The following is a 24,107-nucleotide window of genomic DNA, read 5'->3' as shown; positions in this document are numbered from 1 at the left end:
CCACGCTCTCTCTGCTGACCATCTTGGAGCCAGTTACGAACTCCACTTACAAAGTATTCACTGCTACAGATGAGCGTTGTGAGGATATACACACCTGCAAAGACGAATATAACCTCCGAAACACCGCCCGAGGATGAAAAATAAAATAGGAGGGGTAGAATTAGGGAAGCCGATGAAAACAGCAGAGTCGTTCGAATGGAGACGTACCCCACGTTGCTGAGCCCACCGAGGTTGTCTGGGTGGAGTGGGTCAATTTCCAACTCGTAGTTAGTGACTTCTCGGACGAGTAGAATCGTCGTTACAGGCCCGACAAATCCGTGGCTCAGTATAGCCCCCACGTAGACAGCGTAAGCATACGTGGTCCACAGAAACACTGATCCTACACCAACCATCCCCTGGCTCTGCAAGGCAGGTTCACTTACATATATAATAGCTACTGTAGCAATCGTCCAGAAGGTAGCGACTGAGATACGGTGTTGAGCAAAAAAATGGTTGTACTTCCTCGCTATCCCATCACGGATATCCTCATCTGGGATGAGTTCACCGAGGTGGTTGAAGAACCCCGGCAGGACACGCTCATCATAGAACCATATCAGATACGGTGCAATATTGACCCAAGTCAGGGCTAGTACAGAGGCGTATAAAAACGATACAGATATTGAATCCCAAAAGAGTATCGTATATACGATCGATAAAATATTCCAGGGCAAAGAAAATTTGAATACACTAACAAAAAGCGGATTGTTAATGCCGAACAAGCCGCTCTCTACGTGCTTACTCACCCAATGAGAGTCATGATCAAATTGTTCGTGCATAGTTCAAATTACACCGATTCTGTGGAATTATATTCCCAGCTGTCAGTATACGCATTCAATAGCCGCCTGAGCATCCCGCCATCTGCCACCAGTTGTGTAGCAACAACCGGATGCTGAATAACTCGTCCGATGACGCGCTGTGGCTGACGAGTGATGTCATCGATAGTCAACCCTTCCAGAGCTTCAGCGACATTAGCGAGTAGTTGGGGATCTTCATGTTCGACCCATGCACCTCGCATTAATCGAGCAAGGCGATATTCCGATTTCATCTTATCGAACAGTTCATCGGGATAGGCCGATTCCCTCCCCTCCGAGATTAACTTAGCAAGGAGACTTGCTGACCGTATCCCTTGGCAGATACCCTCTCCCTGGTACCGGTTAGCTATGCCAGCTGCATCGCCAACCAAGAAAACGTTGTCCTCAGGAATATGAACGGATTGGGGTTTTAGACTAGGGCCGCGTGGGATCGTATAAATGTTCACATCCTCCTGATCTGGCACTGGGAAGCCATTCCGTTCTGCTGCTGCCTCCAAGGCGCTCATGTAATCGTCCGGTCGTTGATCGCCCGCCCAGCCGATCCCAACATTCGCATGTGTTTTCGACTTCGGGAACGACCAAGAGTACCCGACATACCCCTCGAAGAAAATTCGAGGATAATCGATATAGTCCGAAAAGTCTCCTTCCACGGTGGCATTCAGAGCTACCATGTCCCCTGTATAGTCCGGAACTTCATCTTTCACCTTATGAGTGAGGGAAGGTTGACCCGTCGCATCAACGATGTAATCATATTCTTCGGTTATATCATGGTATTCGCCTGCGGTGACAGATTTGCCAGTTTCGAAAACGACTCCACTATCGGAGAGCTGTTGAGCCCACTGCTGCTCCACTGTATCACGGTCACAAATATAGCCTGCATCACACTGGAGATCCGAAACGCCCAGTGGTTCCTCATCGGGACTCCGGTCAGTACCCGTGTATACTCGCAGTTGGAACCCTCTCACATTATTGAGAAATCCGTTCGACGAAGTTTTTTTCAAGGGGACGAGGGTAGCATCGTTGATGGCCTCTCCACAATCTACCCGTTTGTCATCGTACTCCTGACGTTCGAAGACACGTATCTCGCTTATTTTTTCCGAATCGATGAATTCGTCCGCGGCAGCCAACCCCGATACTGAACCACCGATGATGGCCACATCTCGGTTTTGTGACTCCATCCTGGTCTCATTTTGTAAAGCATGGGTTAATAATTCTCTGTTGAAACCGTTTAGGTAACGAGTATATAGGGAACTCTCATGAAAATCTTGTAGTACAAAATCACGATTTTCAGATCATAACTGTTCGGGGGCTAACACTTACTGGTGCAGCCGATGACGTGGCAAAACGAGTGGGACAAAAAGCGGGGTCGGAAGCTAGTGTGGTACTCATTTCGCCACAGCATCGGTACGTACGTTTTCGCCGAAACCAAGAGTCTCAAGATGGTTGCAGAGCAACTGCGTCAAAAAAGCCGGAGTTCCGCTGAAAAATACGTTCATCCAATACCGGAAGTCAAGCGAGAAGCAGCCAATATAATGTAGAGTTTGCCAGACACGCCCGGGCTTACTCTGGTGAAACAGCAATCAAGTGTATGAGATTGTCACAACATAGCGTGCAAGATAGAATGCAATTATCGGTTATTTAACCATTCTATAACACTTCCATACAGTCCGAACATTCTATTTTGGGCCAAGGATCCGCCTCACTTATTATCGGCACCTGATGTTGGTTGACCGTTGGCCAGTTCAATACACATATGTCGTTTGATGTATTTCACGAAATGGACGAAAGCTTTATTCAAAGCGTGATCTCACCCACACCAGACTCGGGATCTTCCAGCCGTTGGCACGGTCCCAGTCATCCGGCGTCACATCCTCTTTCGGTTTCTCGAAGCGTTGAGCGAGGTACCGCTTCCAGCGATCGCGTTCGGTCGGTGTGAGGTTGTTGTACGACGGTACCGATCCATAATTCGAGTGCTGCATCACGGATCGCTCGTCGCTCCTCTCGCGTGAGATACTCCCGTGGTTGCGTGCTGGTATCTGCAGAGAATCGGAACTCCGGTTCCCACTCGCCTAACCCGCGTTCGTGATGAAGCCACTTGTAGAGCATCAAGAGTGACTTCATGCAGTTCCGCTTGTGGGTTGCACTGACATCACGGCGTGCCAGGTGATCCATCCACGAGTCAGCATGTTCGTGGGAGAGATTGACCGTGTATCCCTCTTCGTAATCCCACACGTAGCGGTAGAAGCGATCCATCCGGTAACACCGCGGTTTGACCGTCCCCGGTGCGTAGCCGACCGCCTCGTCGGTCTTCTTGCCGAACGTCAAGAGCCACTCCAGACAATCTTCCCGCTCCGCACGGTAATCAAGTAGTTGCCGTTCATTCAGGTACGATTCAGCCTTTCCCGTGACGACTGGGAAGTCCTCAAGATCACTCATGGGGAGATCCCTCGCTGTGTTTCACGATGCCGCATTTGCTGCTCAAAATCCGCGTGGGCAAATTGAAAACCGACAGACGGTATCGGGTTGAGTCTCGTTCCTTCGAACCGGATAGCCCGGCAAAACGCCCGAATCGCAAGAGGGCGCGGCTGTGTGTGAATCCTTCGAATCGACATGGCCTGAGCGTTGAGTCGTTCATGACTGGTTCGTGCAGGCCAAAACCGCAAGAAGGAAGTCGAATTGGGATGCTCCGTCAGGGATTCGAACCCTGGTCCTTGCCGTGAGAGTCCTCGTCGCCCCACAAGAGCCTGCTTCTCGACCGCCCCTATTGACGCTTCCAAATCCGGGGTATTTGGACTGTGCCAGCCCATTATAACGAGGGATGGGTCATAAATACCCGGTAGGGTGCCCTCTGGGCAACGGCGACTCAAACGATTGAAAATCATCTGAACCTCGGTACATCCGAAGACCATCTTTCGTGAATTGTGATACAAATAATGCAGCTAATGGTTCCCGCGACGGAGATGACTGTAACTATCAACCGCGAGTGCGGCATGGACCACGTTATCAGAGATTCAAATCACTGAATAGATGAATGGTATGTCATGACCACGAGGTAGCGAATTATCCTTCAAGCCCTCATCGTCGAAACTACTGATCGAAACTCGACCTAATATTTTTGTTTCGGCAGCCGAACGAGTAGAACATATGAAAATAGCGGTCTCAGGAAAAGGTGGTTCGGGGAAAACGACGATTTCCGGAACGCTGTCGCGTGTCTTGGCTGCAAAAGATTACGACGTGTTGGCGATCGACGATGATGAAAACCCAAATCTTTCGCTGACGGTTGGCATTCCGCGTGAAAAAGAGGTACCCCCAATCCCCGGTGATTTGCTACGGCGAGTCGAGTTACCGGACGGGAAAACGGAATTAGAGTTGGTAGAATCCGTAGAGGAGATTATTAACAACTACGGTGTCGGTGCACCGGACGGCATCCAACTCTTGAAAATGGGTGAGGTCGATCATGCTGGTAGTGGCTGTATGTGCAGCGCCCACTCGACAGCTCGTGAGGTTCTCTCGAACATCGTCGAGAAACGTGACGAGGTAACAATTATGGATATGGTCGCCGGAGTTGAGCACCTCGGCCGAGGAACGACCAAAGATGTCGATGTGCTTCTCGTCGTTGTCGAACCATATTACAAGTCACTTGAAACAGGTCGTCGAACACGAGACTTGGCCGAAGAACTTGGGATTCCAGAAATAAAAGTCGTCGCCAACAAAGTTCGTGACGATCAGGATCGGGAAGCAATCGAAGAGTTCTGCGAGAACAACGATCTCGAGATCACGTCTATCGTTCCGTTCGACGACAGCATCAGGCGGGCCGATCAACAGGGGACAGCCCCGTACGACCACGACAAAGATGCTCCGGCAGTGGCTGCTGTACAGGAACTGGCCGACGACTTGGTTTCAGAGCTCGCCTGAACGCGTGGCCAATTCGGCTCTATCGAGATATACCTTGGAATAGAATTCTATCTTTTTGTTTTCGGGTAGCCATCTTATCGTTTATATTCCTTGTTCGCGTATGGCATCGCAATGAGCGGTGATCGCTCCAACGATATGACATTGGTTCTGAAGCAAGCCGCGTTGGAGCGTCTTGTTGATCCTCCCCAAGCGATAGCAGAGGCAAAGCGATGGACGGAATACATCGGGATCACTGCCGATAAAACGACCCAAACTCAACGATCGCACATCGAAGGAGAAGACCTTGATGTCGATTTTATCGGCGAAAATCTGGTTTCGGATCTCGCAACCGCCCGACAGCGGTTCCCGACCGAGCGACACGTTTTCATCGGTGAGTCCGACGAGGATCGTAAAGCCGCACAGTCTCTCGGGATGGAGTACCTATCAATCACCGAGGCGGCTGACAATGCTGAGTGGACCCTTCACTCCGAGGACGAATAGCTCGTCTCAAGTTCGTCTAAGACTAGATCAACTAATTGATCAAAACGGTCCGAAACAGCCGGACTGAACTCTTCGATCGCGTACCCCCACGAATCGTATTCGGGTTCGATGTCGATCACCATCGAGCCACTCGGGAACTCGCCGAGTGCCTTTGTTATGATGACTACGTTCTCGATAGTATTACTCCCCATTGCACACTCGGCGATTCGATCGACGATATCATCCTCCGGAACATCGATCGTCTCAGTCGGATACGTGTGGATCGCTCCCGGGTCGTTCGATGGAGTCCCAGTGTTGAGACCCCCACCACGCTTTCGAGCGCCGACGACCACGACGTTGTCGTACTCGCCTTTGGTTATCGTCTGGTAGGCGGCGATGGGCGTGTGACTGCAGTCTGCGACGGCAATCTCGGGGAGGTCCCATTCGGCGACCCGGTCAGCAACGACGTTCCCTACCGCGAGGTCACTCAAATACGGATATCCAACACCGACGACCAACTGTGATGCCGTTCGATCACCGGCGATGAGACCAGCGGCAGTCCCATAAGAGCGACCCTTGCTATACCCGTGGCCGCTCCCCCCTGTCTGGTGATCACTTATTTCGAGGCCACGCTCGGCAGCCGTCTGCGGATCTTGGCCTGATAAATCGTCGCTACGTTCCATGGACTCAGTCGTCCGCAAGCATCTCTCGAAGCGTGACTTCGGCTGGCTTGTTGTCCGAGTCGTACGAGCAACCACACGTCGTCATCGTTACGTTTTCTGTGATAACGTCCTGTCCCCCGGGCGTATACATGTGAACGGTGCAAGGCATACAGGGGTCGAAGCTTCGGACCCCCCGAAGAATATCGATAGCTGAGAAGTCTTCCTCGGACTCGAAGTCCTCGAGTATTGGCGTATTCTTGGCCCCCACCTCAAACGGCCCCGATTGACCGAATGGTCCTGTAGGCGAGGAGTTCCAAGTGCTCGGCGTGACGATCTGGTAGTTGTCGATGACACCGTCCTCGATGGTGAGGTGATGCGTGAGGAACCCGCGTCCGGCCTCCCAAAACCCAACGCCGCGGTGAGTCCCGGAATTCGGGATCGAGAACTCGTTGTGCACGGCGTCTTTTCCGTCCTTCAGTAATTCCAGGGCCTCGATAAAGCCGGTGTAACAAACGAGCGCATGGTGAGCCAAAGCGTACGCCTTGCCACGAAGCCGTTCGGCAGCGTTCAGACGGTCCGGAACGTCCCACCGAAGCGTCATTTCCTCCAGCTCTGCCTCCGGAAGATCGAATTCGATTCCGTCACCTGTCGGGCGGATGAACGGGTTGTCCACCTCTTCGGCCAGTGCCGTGATCCAGAGCCGCGCATGCGGACAACACTCCATTGTCTGTCGATCCCATCGTGGTGCCGTACCCCAGGTATACCGATCACGCCACGAGGTCCCTTCGGGTTTCGGGCGTGTCTCCTTGTTCCACGGATGATACGGGCTGAGTGGATCGCCTCCCGGTGACGTTTCGAAGGGGACTGATTCGTCCGTCCAATCCTCGTAGTAGGAGTGATCGACGAACTCTTCCATCCCGATATCGATCTCGGTCAGGTCTGTCGTCACCAGTTCCCCATTAATGATTACTCCCGGCGTTGCCAGACGGGCGTTGCCCCACTCGTCTGCGTCCTCGTACTTCGCGTTGTAGACATCGGGGTCGTCGTAGACACCCGTTCCGATCATATTTATCGGGTGTTCGCCGACGTGTTCGAATCCGGGCTGATGTTCGAGCATGAAATCCATCAGATCGTCCCAGAGGAAGGCGATCTTTTTCGCCCAGTCGAACATGTCGTCCAGCCGGGTATAGTATTGCGTGAACGAAGACCGCGAGAGCGTCGTCGTTACGCCGCCAGGGGCGATCGTCGACGGGTGGGGATATTTCCCGAGCATCAGCGACGCCATCTGGCGAGCGTCCCGTGTCTTCTCAAGCGCTGATAGATAGAGATCGCCCTCCAGGGGATTCAGACCCTCCATGATATCACCGATCGTTTCGTACCCGTGGATGGAGGCATGGGGGGCAGCCGTATCGCGTGCTGTCGAGAGGAGATCAGGGTTCGTATCCGCCATCATGCTCGCCGAGTAATCCGGCCCAGCCAGTAGGTGGAGATGTAGCGAATTATCGTAGAGAAAGGCGGCCGCCTGGCCCATATTGCGTGCCCAGACGCCCATCGGTGGTGGTTCGACCGGAAGCGCCATCTCGAGCGCCATCGACGAACAGATCGAGTGGACGGCGCCACAGACACCGCAGGCTCGACTCGAGAGGTCGATCGCGTCTCTCGGATCGCGCCCTTCTAAAATAACTTCGTAACCACGGAACAGAGTAGCCTGTGCGTGGGCCTCTCGAACCGTTCGGTCGTCTAGGTCGACGTTCGCGTGAAAGGCCAGCGATCCTGCGACCCGTGTGACAGGATCGATATCGATATCATGGAACTCTTCGTCGTCTTCAGATCCGTCTATGGAGGCAGCACTGTCTTCCTGGAGTGCGCCGTTGTCACTCTGTGTGCCTCCGGTCATCTCTTCGACACGTTCAGCCGTCGACTTGTGTGTTTCGTCGACGTAGAACGACCCGTCGTCTGTGAGTCGATACGATCCATCATCTGTCCGTTGAAGCGGCAGGTTCTCAAACATATTACACGGGATTGTCCGGCTCGGTACGCGTCTCGTCTGTCTCTCGGTACTCGTCGGATACTTCACTCAGGCTATCGAGAGCCCTTTCGGGCAACTCTTCGACGACTGCCGTGAACCGTGATTCTGCATCTAATTCATCGTCGGAGACCGTCACATCGTCTAAAAAATCGGATGTGGTTTCGGAGCCATCATCCGACAGCGTTGCGTTCCCTTCGGCGTCGAATTCGACGGGGATCTTATCGAGACACATGCGTCAGTCATCCCCCGTCCCTGGCCGACGTTCGAGACCGCGGTCGGGGTCGTAGTTCGAGCCCCGTTTCAATTGCCACTGGTACAGCCGTTCAGTGACTCCACCGGATTCCTCCCATCGAGTCGATCTATCGAGTTTCTTCATCGAGTTGCGGCGCAGCCGAGACATGATCCCACCGAGTATTTTCGAACTCGTCGTTGAGATCATGGCACCTGGGGCTTTTTTGAAAAACGGTGTGAATTTGTCCGGGAACCCTGGCATCGTACAGCCGATACACTTCCCACCGACGTTCATACAGCCACCGACACCGGCGAGATTTCGCCGGGAAGGCATATTGCACTTCACTGTCGGACCCCAACAGCCTTTACTGACAAGACACTTTTCGCTGCCGTACTCCTCCGCGAAGGAGCCTTCCTCGTAGTACGACCCTCTATTGCAGTGTCGGTGGACTGTCTCTCCGAACAACCATTTCGGCCGACCGAGTTCGTCCAACTCGAGCGGCGGTCCGAATCCCCCGATATGTAACAGGAGGTGAGCGACTGTTTCGATGAAATTGTCACCGACTGGCGCACATCCTGGCACATTGATAACCGGTAGATCGAGCTGACTACGGTAATCACGGCCAAGATAATCCATGGTTCCCATCGCGTCCGTCAAGTTCCCTTGTGCTGCCGGGACACCCCCCCACGCAGCGCAGGTTCCGATTGCGATGACGGCGGCGGCCCCCGGTGCAAGCCGGTCGAGCCAGTCAACCATCTTGACTGGTTCCCCGTTCTCGTCTTTACCCATCGAGATCCAGTATCCGTCCCCATCAATGAGCCGTTCGTTCGGAACGCTTCCTTCGACTACGACAACGTAGGGATCACGCTCGCCGGCGACCGCGTCGCGCATACCGTCAACATACGCTTTTCCGGATTCGACGGCGAGTTCGTGGTGATGCAGGTTTATTTTGGGCAGATGAGGTACCTGTCCACGGAGGAGATCCTCAATGCCCGGATCTGTCGCACCGAGCGTAGCCACGGAACATCCGTCACAGCCCTCCCCTGGTAGCCAGAAGACATCGATCGACTCGAGTTCCTCCGGTTCGGCGTCTTCATCTGTGTTGGGTGTTTCTCGTGCGGTACTCATAAGCACGATTTATTGGTTCTTCGTATTAATTTTATGGGGAAAAGAAGCCTGTTGATTCCGGTTGTTCAGGTTGCCTACGAGGAAAGCAATTCCTCGATCACCTGTTCGACCTGATCGGCGGCCCTCGGGACGGCTTCCTTGATCGGCGCGCTCAGTTCATCGGAAAGTTCATCGGTTTTTGTCGGTTCACAACCGATGAGAACCACGATTTCGGGGAGCACTCCCAGTGCCTCCCCGAGTACGAGTACCTTTGCCGGATCGGTCTGGTGCATATCCGCTGCAAAGCTTGCCACTTCCCGGTCGGAATACTGGTCGACGTCGGGTACAGACGCCCGCTTTACCGAGACGGTTCCCGGTTCTTCTCCCTTCTCCATCGCGTCAACGAGAACGAACGCGTCATATTCGTCAAGCAGTTCCTGGGCCATACTTACCCCGGAGATACCTACTTCGGCAACGTCAATTGTCTCGGGAAGGTCGCGGTCTTCAAGAACGTCCGCGACGGCGACACCGAACCCGTCGTCACCGCGTAATAGATTTCCCATACACGCAACGAGCACGTCCATGCACAGAAACACGAGTCCGCGTCGTATTGATACTTGTTACGAGTGGCATAATATCGGTTCAATCACTAAAATACCGACAATAGATTTTTTAATATCGTCTTTGAGTAACCTGTATGGTTACCGGTTCTCGGGATGGATCTGCGGAAGAGATGCGCCTCCGCGACGAGATACTGGAAGCCGGGTACTGGATGCTGCGCGAAGAGCGAATCGAATCATCAATTGGAGCTAGTGATCTTCAGGTGTTTGTTGATTCAACTGGCGATAGCATAGAGTCCGCGTTTGAGCGGATGGCATCCGATGGCTTGTTCGAAGAGGTAGCTGACGGATACGACCTAACGGACCGTGGCGAGTACGAAGCCAAACGGCGGTTTGTCGATTCGTTCGGCGATCTTGAGGAAAGTCACAACCACGTCGAATGTGGGCCTGACTGTTGGTGTCACGATCTCGACAGCGACGAAGCGTGTTACACCGAACAGTTGTAAACCACGAATAATATTTGCCCAAAGGACGAAACAGTAGCAACTGAGTCCGACCAGCAACCCCTGAAACAAGATCGATATCATTCGAACTCGTGTCAGAATCAAACACTCTTTACGCGTTTCCACAGTTTCGATCGCGGCTACGTACACAAGGGGCTCTCCGTGTCTCCGACGCGTTCGATTTCGAGATCGATGGCCTCGTCTATCATCACAGAGGTGCTCGGATCCCGGGCTACGAGGCAACGTTTGTTTGGGAAGACGGTGGTTTCAGTTTGGAGATCGATACCGTCGGTGATCGGGAAGCGTGGGTGGTTTTTGACGCCGAGGCGGGATGGGACGTGTTTGTCGGTGAAATTGACGGACAGCCGCCGTTTCTCGCGTGGATGTCCGATACGGAATTCGACGCCGAAGAATCCGACATAATGGAAAACAAGTCCGAAGCGATGAGGTATGGCCGGTTCTCCTTCGCCTGTTACGTTCATCGCGGCGAATCTTGGCAGCCGAAGCACCGACGAGCGCAAATGAAAGAGATACCGTTCTTTTTGCATCGTCCGGACGGACGAACTGTTGTCCCGGACAGTCTTGAGTCATACGCTGAAGCGATCCCGCCAGAACTCCGTGGCGGCGAGCCGCCGGACTATCTCGGTATTCAGAACGCTGTCGTCGAATACCATCACTGACTTTATCCTGTTTTCTCGATGTAAAATATCACCTAAAGATACTTAGAACGGTGATCGCTACTCGCACTCAGGGAATTGTCTCTCTCAACAATCTGCTACTGACGTGCGTTCGATTTAAGTAACAGGACCTAAAAGAGCGTCAAGCTCTTCGAGCGCGTATTCGCGTAACTCGATCATATTCTCTTCAAGCGAGTCAAACGTCTCGATGGGGACACCCATTCGGATCTTTAACCAGATGTCACCATCTATGTCGGTGAATTCGAGTACCTCGACGTGTGGTGTCGGATTGTCGAACTCCGCGATGGCGAACGCTTGTATCTCCTGTTCCAGTTCTGCTTCGAACGCGGCTGGAACCAGGTCCGCTGCCTCTTCCGGGAGTCGTAGGTCGTCCGGTAATCGAGCACACAACTCGATCGCGGCGAGATACGCTTCCGATTCCGCATCTTCGAAACGTGTCGTCGATGGGGTGCGAGCCTCATTCGGTTTGCCGGCTGTCGGATCGGAATCTCCAGCGGATGTCGGATCGTTGCCGCCAGTTTCGAATTCGGGTATATCGTCGATCGACGGTTTCTGCCACTGTGGCTCCTTCGGGTCGACGGCGCCGTCTTTTGTAACCTCAACGTCGGCGGTGTCGACTTCTTCGGGCCCTTCGCCTGAAGACGATTCTTTGCTGCTGTCTTCGTCGCCCGTCGAATCCCGTTCTTCGTCTTTCATTATTTTACGCTAACTGGCTATGCCTCGTCAGCCCACTCCAACAGCGGTCTGAGTCGCTCTTCGAGTTCCTTGCCATCGGACGTGAGTGAGTATTCGACGCGGGGCGGAATCTCATCAAAACTCTGTCGTTCTATCAGCCCCTCACTCATCAGCTCGTTGAGCCGTGTCGACAACAGTGAGGAACTCGTTACCCCGAGAACTTCCTCGAGTTCGTTGTAGCGTGTCGGCCCGTTCGAGCCGAGAACTGAGACGATCGGCAGTGCGTGTTTCTTGCTGATTGTATCAATAATTCCGTTGACAGGACAATAACAGGTGCGATCGGTATCAGGTGTGATTGTCGAGGACGAGCAACAGCCACACGATTCGCCTTCTGACATACTCTCTCATATCGGCCCAGCGATTAAAAATCTCTGGCGTGGGCATGGCCGGATCTGCATTCGACGAACTATTAATTTAGGAGACAGATGGCGGGAAACGGGCTCACTCGGATTGTAATCCCGATCGCGGGACCTCCGAATCCGTATGCGGGCCATTTGGATGAATGAAATATATTTCGAAGTAAGTATATTTATTAACATCTGTGTAGTGGCTTCTGAAAACTGAAGCAGATTCAAAAAACAGAAAATGTCGATGGAACCAGATCCCCAATCCGACAACGAGCGGCGTCGAGGCATCCAGTCACGGCGTGACGTAATCGCTGGACTCTGTGGAGCGGCTATTGTGGGGGTGGCTGGCTGTACCGGCGACGATACGACGGGAACAGACGAAACAAGCGACGAGAGTGGCGATCAGGGGGAAACATCGGAGACAGACGGATCGGGTGAGAAAGACAATACTGAAAGCGGAAATCCGTCGGTACCGATACAGTTTTCCGGTCCACAGGGCGCTGCAATGACGCTTCCGACGCGGCTCATTCGTGACGAAGGATTCGCCGGCGATCGGGGGCTGGATCTCACTTTGGAGTTACAACCACCGCCGGCGATTCAGCAGGCTATTTTTGCCCAAGAAGTTGAGTCGGGAACGTTCCCGGTCATGGCGGGCGCCCGAGCAATAAACGAGGGCCGTGACGTTCGCCTACTGGGTCCAGTCTGTCAGTCGTTTAATTCTATCGTCGTCCGCAGCGATGCGGGGATCGAGAACATCGAAGAGCTACAGGATGCGACTCTTGGGTCGATGCCCCGAAGTTCCGCTCCCTGGACCCACTGGGCAGTCCTCGTCAACATGGAGGGGCTCGATCACGAGTCCTACGAGTATCGGTTTTCACCGCCTGCGGCGCTTTTCGGCGCTATTCAACAGGAGGACCTCGACGCGATGATCGGGGTTGAGCCATTCACGTCTCGACTCTTGGATACCGGCGAGTTTGAGGAGATCTACGTGTTCAACGACCGGTGGGAAGATCTCACCGGGCGGCGGATGCCGCTCGTTGAAGTCGCTACTTATCAAGAGACGATCGACGAGAAACCATCGGCGGTCAAGGGCCTGATGAACGCGATGTTCGACGCCGGCAAATATATCGGTGAGAATGCCCGAGCGGTTATCGAACAGTACGAAGAGGAACTCGGGTTAGAAACCGACTCGCAGTTCGATCTAGCCGAGAATCGAATCGGTCACATCTACCCTGATGGGTTCGATGAAGAACTCCGGGCTTCCGGAGCGGAAGTGGTCAAAAAAGCCGCTGAATTCGGGCTCATAGATGATGACCCTGCAGAAACGATGTTCGTTGATCCCAGAGAACTGTGAGCACTCGACTTCCCAAACTTCTCGGATCCGTCTATCAGATCTCGTTGCCGACATCGCTACCGGCCTCGCTGGTGAGGGCCGCATCCGTCGTCACGTTTATCGGTCTTTGGTGGACGGTATCATTATTTTATAAACCGCTATTTCTCCCGGGACCAATGGCAGTGTTCGAGCAGGCTATCGATATCCTATTGTATGAAAGCTTCTTTAGAGAGCTGTCGCGGACCCTGTTTCGGGTCCTCGTTGCCTTCGGTATCGGTCTTTGTCTGGCTGTTTTGCTCGGACTGGTAATGGGGCTGAGCAAGACCGGCGAACAGTTCCTCGAGACGTTCATTATTGTCGGTCTGACGATGCCCGCGGTAGCCGTCACGATTATTATGTTGATGATGCTCGGAATGAATAATACCGCTGCCGTCGCGACGATCGCCCTCGTCATTACGCCCCTGATGACGGAGAACATCTGGGAGGGAACCAAGGATATCGACCGGGAACTGGTCGAGATGGCCCAAGTCTTCAACAACTCCCGTTGGCCGATGTTCCGCTCTGTCATCTTTCCACAATTGATTCCCTACATTTTGGCGGCGGCTCGGTTCGGTCTAGGAGCCGCTTGGAAGATCGTTGTCATCGCTGAATTCTTTGGACTTGGGACTGGAATCGGCTCACGAATCAACGAGGCCTTCGAGTTGTTTTCACTTTCTGGCGTTCTCGCATGGACGCTATCGTTTGTCGTTCTAATGACTGTTATCGAGTTCACGATAATCAAAACTGCCGAGCGTCGTCTGACTCAGTGGCGAGGCGAAAGTGAGAGTCCTCGACTCGGGAAATCCCTTTTTCAGACTTAACGGTTTAGTTTGGAGAAAATCCTCTGATAGTAGTCCGCTGTTACATCGTCTGTGAGTTCACGTGGCCGTGGAGACGTGATATCGACCGACGCGATAATGTCTGCTGGCTTCCTCGATAGAATCGAAATCGTATCTGAGAGGACTATTGCCTCCCGAATATCGTGCGTAACAAATAGGATCGTGATCGAGTTTTCCTGCCATAGCTCGAGCAAGTCATGCCGAAGGTCTTTGGCGGTGATCTCATCCAAACTAGCGAAGGGTTCGTCCATCAGCAATACGTCCGGTTCGATACAGAGAGCTCGGGCGAGGGCGACCCGTTGTTGCATTCCGCCTGACAATGTCCGCGGATACTCGTCGCGGAAGTCAGACAGTCCAACCGTTTCGATTACTTCGGTAATTCGGCTGTCGTAGTTAGATTTCGGTATCTCGGTCCCGTCGAGGGCGAATTTGAGGTTCTCGCCGACCGTCTGCCACTCTAACAATCGCGGCTCTTGAAAAACGAATCCGAGTTGTCCATCTCCAGGCAGCGTAACATATCCTTTATCGGTAGATTCGAGCCCAGCGATAAGGTGCAGCAGTGTCGTCTTTCCGCACCCTGACGGTCCAACGATCGTACGGAATTCCCCCTCTACGACGGATAGCGATAGTCCATCGAGGACCTGCACTCCACCACCGCCGCCTGTGGAATACTTCTTTGAAACGTCTACAATCTCAATACCAGGCATTCGCTCTCAGGAGAGACGAAGGATTAGCTAATGATGTTTACGCTGGATATGACAGCTTCACCTACTCTTCAATAATTTCGTAATACCCGTCACCGTACATTCGCCACTCAACGTAGCCACACGTTTCACGGGTACATTCGAATTCTTCGCCGCGACGGTCACCGTCTATTTCACCGACTTTCCGGAGTGGGGCCCCACAACCGCCGCAAATATCCTTCTTATTACGTATCGCGTCGTGATCGACATCGTCCATGATCAGTCCGTGCAGCGCCGATAGGTACGTATTTTTTTGTTAACAGATCCGTGGAGCCGGTTCGCTGGCCGGTTCCCGCAGGTACCGACTCCCGATACCTGTATCCAACACTACACGACCGTGATGGTCATCGATTCCTTTCCCGATAGCTGCCGCGTTCTCTCCTTTTGGATGCTCTCGAAGCTCGTCTAATACATTTTCCGCTGACTTGGGAGCAACAGCAAGCACTGCAACACCTTCGTTAGCGATCTGGAATGGGTCTAACCCTAACATCTCGCCTGCGCCCTTCACGTCGGAGGTTACTGGTACCCGTTCTTCGCGGATCTCGATACCCACACCGCTTTTCTCGGCGATTTCGTTGAGTGCGCCCGCGAGTCCCATCCGGGTCGCGTCTTTCATCGTTTTTATATTCTTACCACCTACTTCGAGCGCTCTCGCGAGGAGGTCGTTTAGCGGTTTGACATCCGATGCAAGATCGCTACCGAATTCGATACCCTCACGCTCGGCTAAGAGTGAGATGCCGTGTTCACCGATAGAATCGGTAAGCAGGATAACATCGTTCGGTTCGACCGCGGAGTCGGGGGTGACGTGCGGTGCGACGCCGACACCTGCGGTGTTGATAACGATCCCGTCTATTTCGCCGTTCCCCATCACTTTCGTATCCCCAGTGACGACGGCGGCATTGGCTTCCTCGCACGTAGCGGCCATTGAGTCAGCAATGCGCTCCAATTTCGCCACTGGATAATTAGCCTCGATAACCATGGCGCTTGTCAGGGCCCGAACGTCAGTTGCGCCCATTACCGCGAGGTCGTTGACCGTTCCGGAGACGGCGAGGCGACCGATATCACCTCCGGGGAAGAACGGAGGATCGATGACGTGACTGTCTGTGGTCAAGACCAGATTTTCCTCACCGACTGGGATGACAGCGCCATCATCCATTCCGGTGAGACCGACGATAGCGTCTTCGGGATCACCGAAACCAGACGCGAGGGTCTCGGCAACTAGCTTCCGGGTAGCCTCGCCGCCGGCCCCATGTTCAAGCCCGATACGCTCGCTTTCGGTCTCTGAATCGAAATCAGACGTATCTGAGGTGTCGCTCATATATCCGGGTGCCCACCGTACTCGTGCCATATCTTGCAGGTCCCCTCACTAGAGACCATACAGGCACCGACCGGATCGTCCGGCGTGCACTCCTCGCCGAACATCTCACAATCCGTGGGTTCGGCTTTGCCGGACATGATATCACCACAAATACAGTCATCGGCGAGTCTGGCAGCGCTCTCGTCGCGCAAATGCGCCGTTTCGATATCGAATCGTGCCCGTGCATCCCACTCAGCGTATTCATCGCGTAGCACCAGGTTTGCGTCCGGAATGTCGGCGATCCCACGCCATTCACCGTCCTCGGTCTCGAAGACCTCCCAGAGCTGCTGTTGGGCCTGCTGATTACCTTCTTCGGTGACACAGCGTGGATAGGCGTTCTCGACGGCAGCTTCGTCGTTTCCGATCATCTCAACGAGCTTCGTGATACCAGCGAGGATATCCAGCGGTTCGAATCCGCCAACGACGACCGGCAGGTCGTGCTCGTCGACGATACCCTCGAAAATACCCGATCCGGTAATGATCGCGGCGTTACCCGCGGCCAGATAGCCCTGAATATCCGTATCGGGCATCTCGGCGACGATTTCCATCGCCGGAGGGACATATTTATGCGAGGAAAGCACCGAAAAGTTCTCCGGCGGATTGTTGAGAATGACTGATGCGGTGGGAGCGGCAGTGGTTTCGAAACCGGTCGCGAAGAAGACGACTTCACCGTCCTCCTCTTCGGCTATTTCTGCGGCATCGGCGGCGCTGTAGACTACCCTGACATCGGCTCCTTCGGCCCGGGCGTCATCGAGGGATTTGGTCGTCCCGGGGACTTTCAACATATCGCCGTAGGTGGCGACGGTAACGCCCGCTTCGGCCAGTGCGACCGCTTCATCGACCTCGGGCATATTCGTAATACAGACCGGACATCCGGGACCCATGATGAGCCGAACGGAATCGGGTAACATCGATCGGAGCCCGAACTTTGCGATTGACTGTTCGTGGCTCCCACAGACGTGCATGATCGTCGCTGGCGGATCCGACACGTTGTCCGCCAGTTCAGCTAGCCTGTCCGCGATCGCTTCCGCCTTCTCGGGATCACGGAACTCGAGAGCGTTATCGCCATCACCGCCCGGTATCTGTCCGGTCGGTCCGGCTGGTGGCGTATCAGACATTGATATCGAGTTCCTCCAAGAGGTCTTCGGCGTCTTCCTCGTCTGCCGGCTCTTCTTCATCCGCGGCCAACCCACCCGCGCTGCCTGCTGGAACTGTTCCACCGGACTCAATTTCATCCATTACGTCTTCGGCGAGCAGGTCGTCGGGGTCTTCGTTCATAAACGACTCGTAGAGAGCCATTGTTTCGTCAATCTCGTCGTCGGGGATTCGTCTGATGGCAAAGCCAACGTGGTTGAGAATATAATCTCCCGGCTCAACCGGTGAATCCACCGTATCCAGACGCACCTCTTTTTCGACACCCCAGAAATCGACAGTAGCTTGAACACCCTCAACTGATTTGACCTCTCCCGGTACGCCTAGGCACATGATTTTCATAAGAAAGTAGTAATACAGATTAAAATAACTACCGCCCCTAGACACCGGATCTCCAAACGACCACTAACAGGGGTTGAAGATGTGCCCACTATTAGATTCAGTATGGAGCGGGCGACGATCCGGGTGAACGGCATCGTCCAGAGCGTCGGGTTCCGACCGTTCGTTTACAGACGGGCGGTTGCCCATGGGCTCCATGGGACCGTCCGAAATCTTGGAGATGCCGGCGTGCGCATCGAAGCCGAAGGACAACCCGACGCTATCGACGCTTTCTTGACTGATATCAAGAACAACCCGCCACCGCTTGCCCGTATTACATCTATCACAGTTGACCGCGAGCATACCTCTGAGTCTATGTTCGAGACGTTCGAAATCGTCGAATCCCAAAGCGGTGATAGCGGTGGCGGGAGTATTCCTCCCGATACCGCGATCTGTGAGAACTGTCTTGCGGACCTTCGGGACCCCGAATCGAGGTATCACAACTATTGGGCAACCTCCTGTGTCGATTGTGGCCCCCGTTTCACTGTTGTCGAATCGCTCCCGTACGATCGACATACGACCTCGATGGCAGCATTTCCGATGTGCGAGGAGTGCCGATCGGCGTACGAGAACCCGGCAGACCGCCGGTATCACGCCCAAACAATAGCGTGCTGTAACTGTGGTCCCCAGCTCCGGTACGGTACCGTTTCCGACAGCCAGACGACTGATCCGGCTGTTTCGGAGGCGGGGCGAGACAGGTTTCCGGACACGCTGCTGGAGACGGCATCCGGTAAGGAGGCAATCAAGAAGGCGGCAGCGAGCTTACGTGATGGAAAGCTTGTCGTCGTGAAAGGCATCGGTGGGGCGCATATCACCTGCAGTGCTACGGATACAGATGCGATTACACGGCTCCGTAACAGGACCGACCGTCCAGAAAAGCCGTTCGCCGTGATGGCATCGAATATTGAGACAATCCAGTCATTCACCGACCTTTCGTCGACAGAGCGCGATACACTCAACTCTTTTCGGCGACCGATCGTACTGATCGAAGCCACCGGCAGTGGACTCGCGGACCGCGTTGCTCCCGATCTTCACACCGTCGGCGTCATGCTCCCATACTCGGGGATCCATTACCGGCTGTTCGATCGAATCGAAGAACCGCTAGTGATGACTTCAGCAAATCTCCCCGGACAGCCGATGTTACGGTCAAATAACAGCATCGTCGATGGACTCGATGAAGTGGCTGACGGGTTCCTTCTACATGACCGGCGCATCGTCACTCGATGCGACGACTCTGTAGCCCGTATAGTCGACGGTGAGCGCCGTCTTATCCGCCGGTCACGGGGATTCGCACCAACCGCGATTTCACTCCCGAATAACGGAGAGATGTCGGCGCTAGCTGTCGGGGCTGAACTCGACGTTACCGCTGCTATCCTCGAAAAACAGGAGTGTTACTACACACAGTATGTCGGTGATGTGGATTCCCTCGATACGCTTGCATACCTCAAAAACGCTATTCAGCGACTGCTGGATGTGACAGGTACCGAATGGCCATCGGTAGTCGTTCATGATCTCCATCCAGCATTCAATACGACGGACTACGCGAAGGAATTGGTCGACAGCGGCACAGTGGCACGGGCAGTTTCAGTACAGCACCATCACGCCCACGCAGCAAGCGTGCTCGCTGAACACGACTGCCATCGGGCGCTGTCACTCACGCTTGATGGGGTCGGATACGGACCGGATGGGACTGTCTGGGGTGGCGAAGTATTGGATGCGACCCGGACGGGCTTCGAACGAGTCGGCAGTCTCGCCCCCGTTCCGATGCCGGGTGGCGACAAAGCCACGACACATCCGGCACGGCTCACAGCCGGGATATTGTATGCGGCCGATCCAGATCGGGTCGAAGCAATACTCGAACGACATGACGTGCAGTTTCCGGGCGGCGATAGAGAGCGGAACGTAGTTATCCAGCAATTGGAATCGGATGTCAACACTCCGCAAACGAGCAGTGCGGGTCGGTTTCTCGATGCGGTTGCGGCCCTGCTGGGCGTCTGCACTCGCCGAACGTACGAAGGTGAGCCAGCGATGAAACTCGAGGCCGCCGCTGCTCGGGGCTCACCCCATTCGCTTTCGGCCCCTATCTCGAGTCTCAACGGACGAAGGGTGGTCAATACGCCGCAATTGTTCACTGAACTGGTCAGACTTCGATCCGATGGAGTATCGGTTCCGGATATCGCTGCAACGGCACAGGAGACACTGGCGCGGGGACTCGCTGATCTTGCTATCGAAGAGGCGGAAATACGAAACTGTGAAACTGTTTCATTATCAGGAGGCGTCGCGTACAACGAACATATCGCCAGCCAGATTCGGGACAGTGTAAGTAACGCTGGGTTATCGTTTATAACCAACAGACGCGTCCCCCCCGGCGACGGTGGTATCGCCTATGGGCAACTCGCTGTCGTAGCTGCACAGCCTAGCCATTGACATCTTCTTCACCTGAAAGCGGAGGTCCCTGAGTGTCGGGATATTAATATATACAGTTTACACTTTTTTGGTGAGAATCCGTGGAACAACGCTTCTGTCCACCCTACGGTGGGTTGCTTCCCACATTCAGTGGCATATACGAATTCGTGTGATAGGCAACTCGCCAGAATTTGAGCACGGCTCGCGTGACACCTGTTGAAACGCTCAGCGATTGGTGAACATCGGCTGCTACACACTGGTGAGAAACAAGCGCGCTCAGAGTTCTGTTTCCATGTAGGATAGCGTGTCCCAGATGTTCAGAACCGCGATCCGACCGTCGTAGTACGTGTTCTGCAACACGGATTCAATAGATGCCTCTGCGTGGTTGTCATCGAGGAGAATTCCGATCCGATCGAACGCTTTTGAGCCCAACAGCATGACTGCGACCGCAGGCAGCGACGCATCCGTTTTTCGAAGTTTGTCCGGATCAACCTGTTCCCGATCGGCGATTTTCGCGTGGGTGCTATCGAAGATTTCTCCGGCGCGTGGTCCATCGTGGACACGAACACCCGGCTGGAATTCTCCAGTTTGTTTGATCCAATCCGTCGTTTCGGCTTTGTCCACCCAGTCGATACTCATGTACGCCTGTTGTTCGCTTAATTCATCGATCACCCGTGGTGTCAAGAAGAGCCGCACATCGTTTTGTTCCACGTAGTCGATGAAGGTCCGGTATTTCCACGTGCGCGTTCCCCCGAGTGTCCGGAGAAAACTCGTATCCAAGAGCAACGCGGGCGGGAACGGCGTGAGATCACCCTCGCTCATTCCTGGGTATACGGGGCGTCTTCGAGGGCTCTATCGGGGAGTGAAACCTCGAATTCGTCTGCCGGGATGGCCGGATCAAGATCCTTCAGTAGGTAGACGATTTTCTCGATCGCTTGCGTGATCGCAATCCCTTCGACGGCAGGCACGCCGAGTGCGTCCGCTGCGCCGCGGCGGCTCGTGTTCCCGCGAAGGTACTCGATGGTCTGGGCGATCGCGGAGCTGAGTTTCGCCTTGCCGTGCCGTTCGACGAAGAGCTCGATGTCGTCGTCTAACTCGATCGCGCCGTACACTGCAATCAGCACCGGGCCGATGGGTTCTGCACCGTTCCACGTCCCCGAGACTGGCTTTGCTTCCCAGAGGTGGGCTCGCTCGCGTGTCTCGTCCAGTTGTTCCGCCGCGCCGAGTTGTTGGAGAATCTTCGCGTAGTTATGCGCGGCGCTACTGGAGAGATCCACGCGCTCCACGCTTTCCCCGATCGTAGTCGGGGAGTTGAGAAGCATATCCGTGTAGAAGACCGCCAGCTCTGGCCGGTGGAGCAACTCGTGGATCGTGAAGAACTCCTCTCTCTTCTCTTCAGCTTCGGATGATGTATCGGGGGGAGCGTGTGCCACGACATTCCACAGTACGCGGACTATGGACTAAAAACTGCCGGTCAGCATTTCGAGGCGGAGTCACCGGCGGAAACACACACGAGCTGGCCAGGGAAGAAGTCGACACCTTGCAACACAAACCCTAGGATTGTGGCCTACTGACTCTCAAATATTAATACCTGATAAACTCACTTGGTGTCGATGCGGGCACCGTCGGCTTCACAGAGTCCATCGTCGAGCATGACTTCGAGGACGGATGGATTGAGATCGTCATCGAGTTGGGCTGACGCGAGCGGTTCCATCTCCTCGATTATATCGCGGATCGTCAGAAACGCCGGCCGATCCGTCGCTCCTCGGAGGGTATGGTCTTCAGCGCGTTCGGGTGTTTCGGTCATGTCTCAGTACAAACGCAGCTTAAGCGGCTGGGCCCAGAGAACTACCTGACTACTACTGCGGTACAAAGAGATGATGGAATACACCTCTTCGGTGGTCCCGGAGCACGTCCGTCAGGGGGCGCTAATCGTATCCGCCGATTCGTACCGATCGACATACTCTGGCTCAAGAAACATCGCTCCGAACAACTCCTCGTGGGCCGCCTCAAACTCGTCGGTTTCCGTCCACTGGTCGAAAGCCGTCTCCGAATCCCAATACGCGAGCAACAGATATCCCGACCCTTCTTTATTATTCAAAACCACTCATATGTATGGACAAAACACTCATTAGAGAGTTGCTCGCTGACCACTCACGAAATCCCCGGAACTACGGTACGCTCACAGATCCTGATGTCGAGCACGAAACGAGCAACCCCCAATGTGTCGGCCCGACACATCCCGACGGTGATGAAATAGCAATAACGGTGAACCTGTCAGACGAGACACCACCGGTCGTCGAAACGGTCCAGTTCACTGGTCGAGGCTGTACACTCTCACAGGCAACGGCATCATTGCTCTCCGAACAAATGATTGGGACTCCCGTCACCGACATCGTCGAATGGGACAGTGAAACGCTTGAAGACGTGGTCGGGATGGATCTGACACCGTCACGGCTCCGGTGTGCCGAATTGGCGCTTGTCGCGTTCCGAAACGCCGTCGAGGATCGCTAGCCGATCACCTTCACTGTTCGAAAACTCCGGAACCGCGGCATCCTGTTCACCAGACAGTGACTACTTTACTCTCAAAGCCCTGAATGAAAGTACTGTGCCGAGGGTTCTATCGGATGTCGATCGACGGAAGATCGATACCGGTGACGACAAGCAGTTTTACGAGTCGCCTCGATTTGTCACTCACGCCGACGATGCATTCACGTCTCGGTTAACGACAGTATACGAATCGGAGATCACGCCGGGGGATCGTGTCTTCGATGCGATGAGTAGCTGGGTGTCGTTTCTCCCGGACATCCCACTGGAGTACGTTGTTGGCCACGGTCTCAACGAAGCCGAACTCGAGGCAAACGATCGTTTAGACGAATACTTTCTGCAGGATTTTAATAGCAATCAGACACTCCCACTCGAAGAAAATTCGTTCGATGTGGTCTGTTGTGCCTTGGCAGTACAGTATCTGCAGTACCCTGGTGACGTGTTTAGCGAATTCGGGCGCGTCCTCAGGTCTGACGGCGCTGCGATCGTGAGTTTCACCAATCGGATGTTTTCGACAAAAGCGATTCGGGCCTGGCGAACCCGATCGATGGACGAACGAGCGGCGCTCGTCGAAGAATATTTTACCGCTGGGGGATTCGGAGCCAGGGATCGAATCGTCGACCAGCCGGGAACAGACCCATTCTATACGGTCGTCGGTCGACAGCCACCTGAATGAGCGAACAGTCCACCTGCTCAATACGCTCAGCCTGCGACAGCAATTTGAACGAACGGTACCAATCCACTGCTGTGCTGGGACTCCGGTTTTTCGAATGCTGCCGTTGTGCGACCGTGTACGCAGGGCCAGAAGTCCCGCCATCCTGCAGTGACTGCAATGGGCGTGAATTCGTGGAGCTCACGGATCAACTGCAGGCAGACACGTACTTTTCACGACCGTACGATCAGGGCGAGCCATAGGAGCATATTGATTCACTTGATCCGTGATCAGGCGAGCTGGCTATTTCGCGCCGCCGTGTTTTCGATACCAGATACGTTCTCCGATCGGGGACGCTCCATTCTTGATGTCCAAGCGGTCAACAAAGAGATCCCGAACAGCGAGTGTCACAACCAACTCCACAGTCTCGTCATCCGCTGTCGCAACAGTGACAAAGCAGTGGCCATCCCGATGATCAATCAATTCGGTCGTGTCGCAAAGTCCTCTAGAATTCAGTAGTAACTGACTCCCCTGAGCAAGGGGACGCCTCTGGTGTCCACCCG

The 24,107-nt window shown here is 54.3% G+C and carries 27 protein-coding genes and 1 pseudogene; 9 read left to right on the top strand and 19 right to left on the bottom strand.

Going from position 1 to position 24,107, the window contains the following annotated elements; translation table 11 throughout:
* The 3 genes from KM295_RS15035 to KM295_RS15025 form a co-directional block, all read right to left on the bottom strand.
* On the bottom strand, positions 1-815 hold an 815-nt coding region (locus KM295_RS15035; RefSeq protein WP_256030827.1), incomplete at its 3' end, for a hypothetical protein.
* 8 nt (positions 816-823) lie between these two features.
* On the bottom strand, positions 824-2,029 hold the full coding sequence (locus tag KM295_RS15030) for an NAD(P)/FAD-dependent oxidoreductase (protein WP_256030826.1): 1,206 nt from the start codon (positions 2,027-2,029) through the stop codon (positions 824-826).
* A gap of 676 nt (positions 2,030-2,705) precedes the next feature.
* Entirely contained in the window at positions 2,706-3,287 is a 582-nt protein-coding gene (locus KM295_RS15025) for a site-specific recombinase xerd (protein ID WP_256030825.1), read from the bottom strand.
* Between the two features lie 708 nt (positions 3,288-3,995).
* Between KM295_RS15025 and KM295_RS15020 the strand changes: the two genes are divergently transcribed.
* Together KM295_RS15020 and KM295_RS15015 are read left to right on the top strand one after the other, a co-directional pair.
* A complete protein-coding gene (locus KM295_RS15020; RefSeq protein WP_256030824.1) occupies positions 3,996-4,766 on the top strand; it encodes an ATP-binding protein in 771 nt (256 codons plus the stop codon).
* A 111-nt stretch (positions 4,767-4,877) separates the two neighbouring features.
* Positions 4,878-5,246 (top strand): DUF7124 domain-containing protein, encoded by a 369-nt coding sequence (locus KM295_RS15015; RefSeq protein ID WP_256030820.1) that lies wholly within the window; start codon positions 4,878-4,880, stop codon positions 5,244-5,246.
* Here the strand turns inward: KM295_RS15015 and KM295_RS15010 are convergent.
* The 5 genes from KM295_RS15010 to KM295_RS14990 all read right to left on the bottom strand — a co-directional run bounded on the left by KM295_RS15010 (position 5,228) and on the right by KM295_RS14990 (position 9,839).
* Complete coding sequence (locus KM295_RS15010; RefSeq protein ID WP_256030819.1) at positions 5,228-5,908, bottom strand: hypothetical protein; 681 nt, start codon at positions 5,906-5,908, stop codon at positions 5,228-5,230. The genes KM295_RS15015 and KM295_RS15010 overlap by 19 nt on opposite strands.
* Positions 5,909-5,912: 4 nt before the next feature.
* Positions 5,913-7,898, bottom strand: coding sequence for a nickel-dependent hydrogenase large subunit (locus KM295_RS15005; RefSeq protein ID WP_256030818.1), 1,986 nt, complete (start codon positions 7,896-7,898; stop codon positions 5,913-5,915).
* 1 nt (position 7,899) lies between these two features.
* Entirely contained in the window at positions 7,900-8,148 is a 249-nt protein-coding gene (locus tag KM295_RS15000) for a hypothetical protein (protein ID WP_256030817.1), read from the bottom strand.
* 3 nt (positions 8,149-8,151) lie between these two features.
* A complete protein-coding gene (locus KM295_RS14995) occupies positions 8,152-9,276 on the bottom strand; it encodes an NADH-quinone oxidoreductase subunit B family protein (RefSeq protein ID WP_256030816.1) in 1,125 nt (374 codons plus the stop codon).
* Between the two features lie 74 nt (positions 9,277-9,350).
* The gene (locus tag KM295_RS14990) at positions 9,351-9,839 is read right to left on the bottom strand and encodes a hydrogenase maturation protease (protein ID WP_256030814.1); all 489 of its coding nucleotides are present in this window, start codon (positions 9,837-9,839) and stop codon (positions 9,351-9,353) included.
* 113 nt (positions 9,840-9,952) lie between these two features.
* On the opposite strand from KM295_RS14990, the gene KM295_RS14985 reads away from it, so the two are divergent.
* Together KM295_RS14985 and KM295_RS14980 are read left to right on the top strand one after the other, a co-directional pair.
* Positions 9,953-10,321, top strand: coding sequence for a hypothetical protein (locus KM295_RS14985; protein ID WP_256030813.1), 369 nt, complete (start codon positions 9,953-9,955; stop codon positions 10,319-10,321).
* A gap of 269 nt (positions 10,322-10,590) precedes the next feature.
* Positions 10,591-10,998 carry a hypothetical protein gene (locus KM295_RS14980; protein WP_256030812.1) on the top strand — a complete coding sequence of 136 codons (408 nt, stop codon included), beginning with the start codon at positions 10,591-10,593 and terminating at the stop codon, positions 10,996-10,998.
* 114 nt (positions 10,999-11,112) lie between these two features.
* On the opposite strand, the gene KM295_RS14975 is transcribed toward KM295_RS14980, so the two are convergent.
* A complete protein-coding gene (locus KM295_RS14975; RefSeq protein WP_256030811.1) occupies positions 11,113-11,712 on the bottom strand; it encodes a hypothetical protein in 600 nt (199 codons plus the stop codon).
* 17 nt (positions 11,713-11,729) lie between these two features.
* Positions 11,730-12,089, bottom strand: a complete 360-nt coding sequence (locus tag KM295_RS14970; RefSeq protein WP_256030810.1) for a winged helix-turn-helix transcriptional regulator — start codon at positions 12,087-12,089, stop codon at positions 11,730-11,732.
* 514 nt (positions 12,090-12,603) lie between these two features.
* Here KM295_RS14970 and KM295_RS14965 point away from each other — a divergent pair.
* Together KM295_RS14965 and KM295_RS14960 are read left to right on the top strand one after the other, a co-directional pair.
* Positions 12,604-13,452, top strand: a complete 849-nt coding sequence (locus tag KM295_RS14965) for an ABC transporter substrate-binding protein (RefSeq protein ID WP_256030809.1) — start codon at positions 12,604-12,606, stop codon at positions 13,450-13,452.
* A gap of 155 nt (positions 13,453-13,607) precedes the next feature.
* A complete protein-coding gene (locus KM295_RS14960) occupies positions 13,608-14,291 on the top strand; it encodes an ABC transporter permease (protein WP_256030808.1) in 684 nt (227 codons plus the stop codon).
* On the opposite strand, the gene KM295_RS14955 is transcribed toward KM295_RS14960, so the two are convergent.
* From KM295_RS14955 to KM295_RS14940, 4 genes are all read right to left on the bottom strand, one after another.
* A complete protein-coding gene (locus tag KM295_RS14955) occupies positions 14,288-15,016 on the bottom strand; it encodes an ABC transporter ATP-binding protein (protein ID WP_256030807.1) in 729 nt (242 codons plus the stop codon). The two genes, KM295_RS14960 and KM295_RS14955, sit on opposite strands and share 4 nt — an antisense overlap.
* 292 nt (positions 15,017-15,308) lie before the next feature.
* Entirely contained in the window at positions 15,309-16,370 is a 1,062-nt protein-coding gene (hypE, locus tag KM295_RS14950; protein ID WP_256030806.1) for a hydrogenase expression/formation protein HypE, read from the bottom strand.
* A complete protein-coding gene (gene hypD, locus KM295_RS14945) occupies positions 16,367-17,527 on the bottom strand; it encodes a hydrogenase formation protein HypD (protein WP_256030805.1) in 1,161 nt (386 codons plus the stop codon). Before hypD ends, hypE begins: the two co-directional genes overlap by 4 nt.
* Entirely contained in the window at positions 17,520-17,903 is a 384-nt protein-coding gene (locus KM295_RS14940) for a HypC/HybG/HupF family hydrogenase formation chaperone (RefSeq protein WP_256030804.1), read from the bottom strand. Before KM295_RS14940 ends, hypD begins: the two co-directional genes overlap by 8 nt.
* Before the next feature lie 102 nt (positions 17,904-18,005).
* Here KM295_RS14940 and hypF point away from each other — a divergent pair, with 102 nt between their 5' ends.
* On the top strand, positions 18,006-20,366 hold the full coding sequence (gene hypF, locus KM295_RS14935) for a carbamoyltransferase HypF (RefSeq protein WP_256030803.1): 2,361 nt from the start codon (positions 18,006-18,008) through the stop codon (positions 20,364-20,366).
* A gap of 255 nt (positions 20,367-20,621) precedes the next feature.
* Here hypF and KM295_RS14930 read toward each other — a convergent pair whose 3' ends face one another.
* The 4 genes and pseudogenes from KM295_RS14930 to KM295_RS14915 form a co-directional block, all read right to left on the bottom strand.
* Positions 20,622-21,167, bottom strand: coding sequence for a PIN domain-containing protein (locus KM295_RS14930; RefSeq protein ID WP_472924556.1), 546 nt, complete (start codon positions 21,165-21,167; stop codon positions 20,622-20,624).
* Positions 21,164-21,778, bottom strand: coding sequence for a DUF7437 domain-containing protein (locus KM295_RS14925; protein ID WP_256030801.1), 615 nt, complete (start codon positions 21,776-21,778; stop codon positions 21,164-21,166). Before KM295_RS14925 ends, KM295_RS14930 begins: the two co-directional genes overlap by 4 nt.
* Positions 21,779-21,954: 176 nt before the next feature.
* A pseudogene (locus tag KM295_RS14920) lies at positions 21,955-22,152 on the bottom strand (hypothetical protein); the annotation flags it as partial.
* Positions 22,153-22,263: 111 nt separating this feature from the next.
* Positions 22,264-22,452, bottom strand: coding sequence for an antibiotic biosynthesis monooxygenase family protein (locus KM295_RS14915; protein ID WP_256030799.1), 189 nt, complete (start codon positions 22,450-22,452; stop codon positions 22,264-22,266).
* Between the two features lie 8 nt (positions 22,453-22,460).
* Between KM295_RS14915 and KM295_RS14910 the strand changes: the two genes are divergently transcribed.
* Together KM295_RS14910 and KM295_RS14905 are read left to right on the top strand one after the other, a co-directional pair.
* Positions 22,461-22,859 (top strand): iron-sulfur cluster assembly scaffold protein, encoded by a 399-nt coding sequence (locus KM295_RS14910; protein ID WP_256030797.1) that lies wholly within the window; start codon positions 22,461-22,463, stop codon positions 22,857-22,859.
* A gap of 94 nt (positions 22,860-22,953) precedes the next feature.
* The gene (locus KM295_RS14905) at positions 22,954-23,568 is read left to right on the top strand and encodes a methyltransferase domain-containing protein (protein ID WP_418904814.1); all 615 of its coding nucleotides are present in this window, start codon (positions 22,954-22,956) and stop codon (positions 23,566-23,568) included.
* Positions 23,569-23,847: 279 nt separating this feature from the next.
* On the opposite strand, the gene KM295_RS17225 is transcribed toward KM295_RS14905, so the two are convergent.
* On the bottom strand, positions 23,848-24,027 hold the full coding sequence (locus tag KM295_RS17225) for a DUF7861 family protein (RefSeq protein ID WP_472924557.1): 180 nt from the start codon (positions 24,025-24,027) through the stop codon (positions 23,848-23,850).
* Positions 24,028-24,107: the final 80 nt, after the last annotated feature.

Origin of the sequence: Natronomonas aquatica, assembly GCF_024449025.1 — an archaeon.
GTDB lineage: Archaea > Halobacteriota > Halobacteria > Halobacteriales > Haloarculaceae > Natronomonas > Natronomonas aquatica.
The sequence above is the reverse complement of the archived record's forward strand: the minus strand, read 5'-3'. Positions and strand labels throughout refer to the sequence as shown.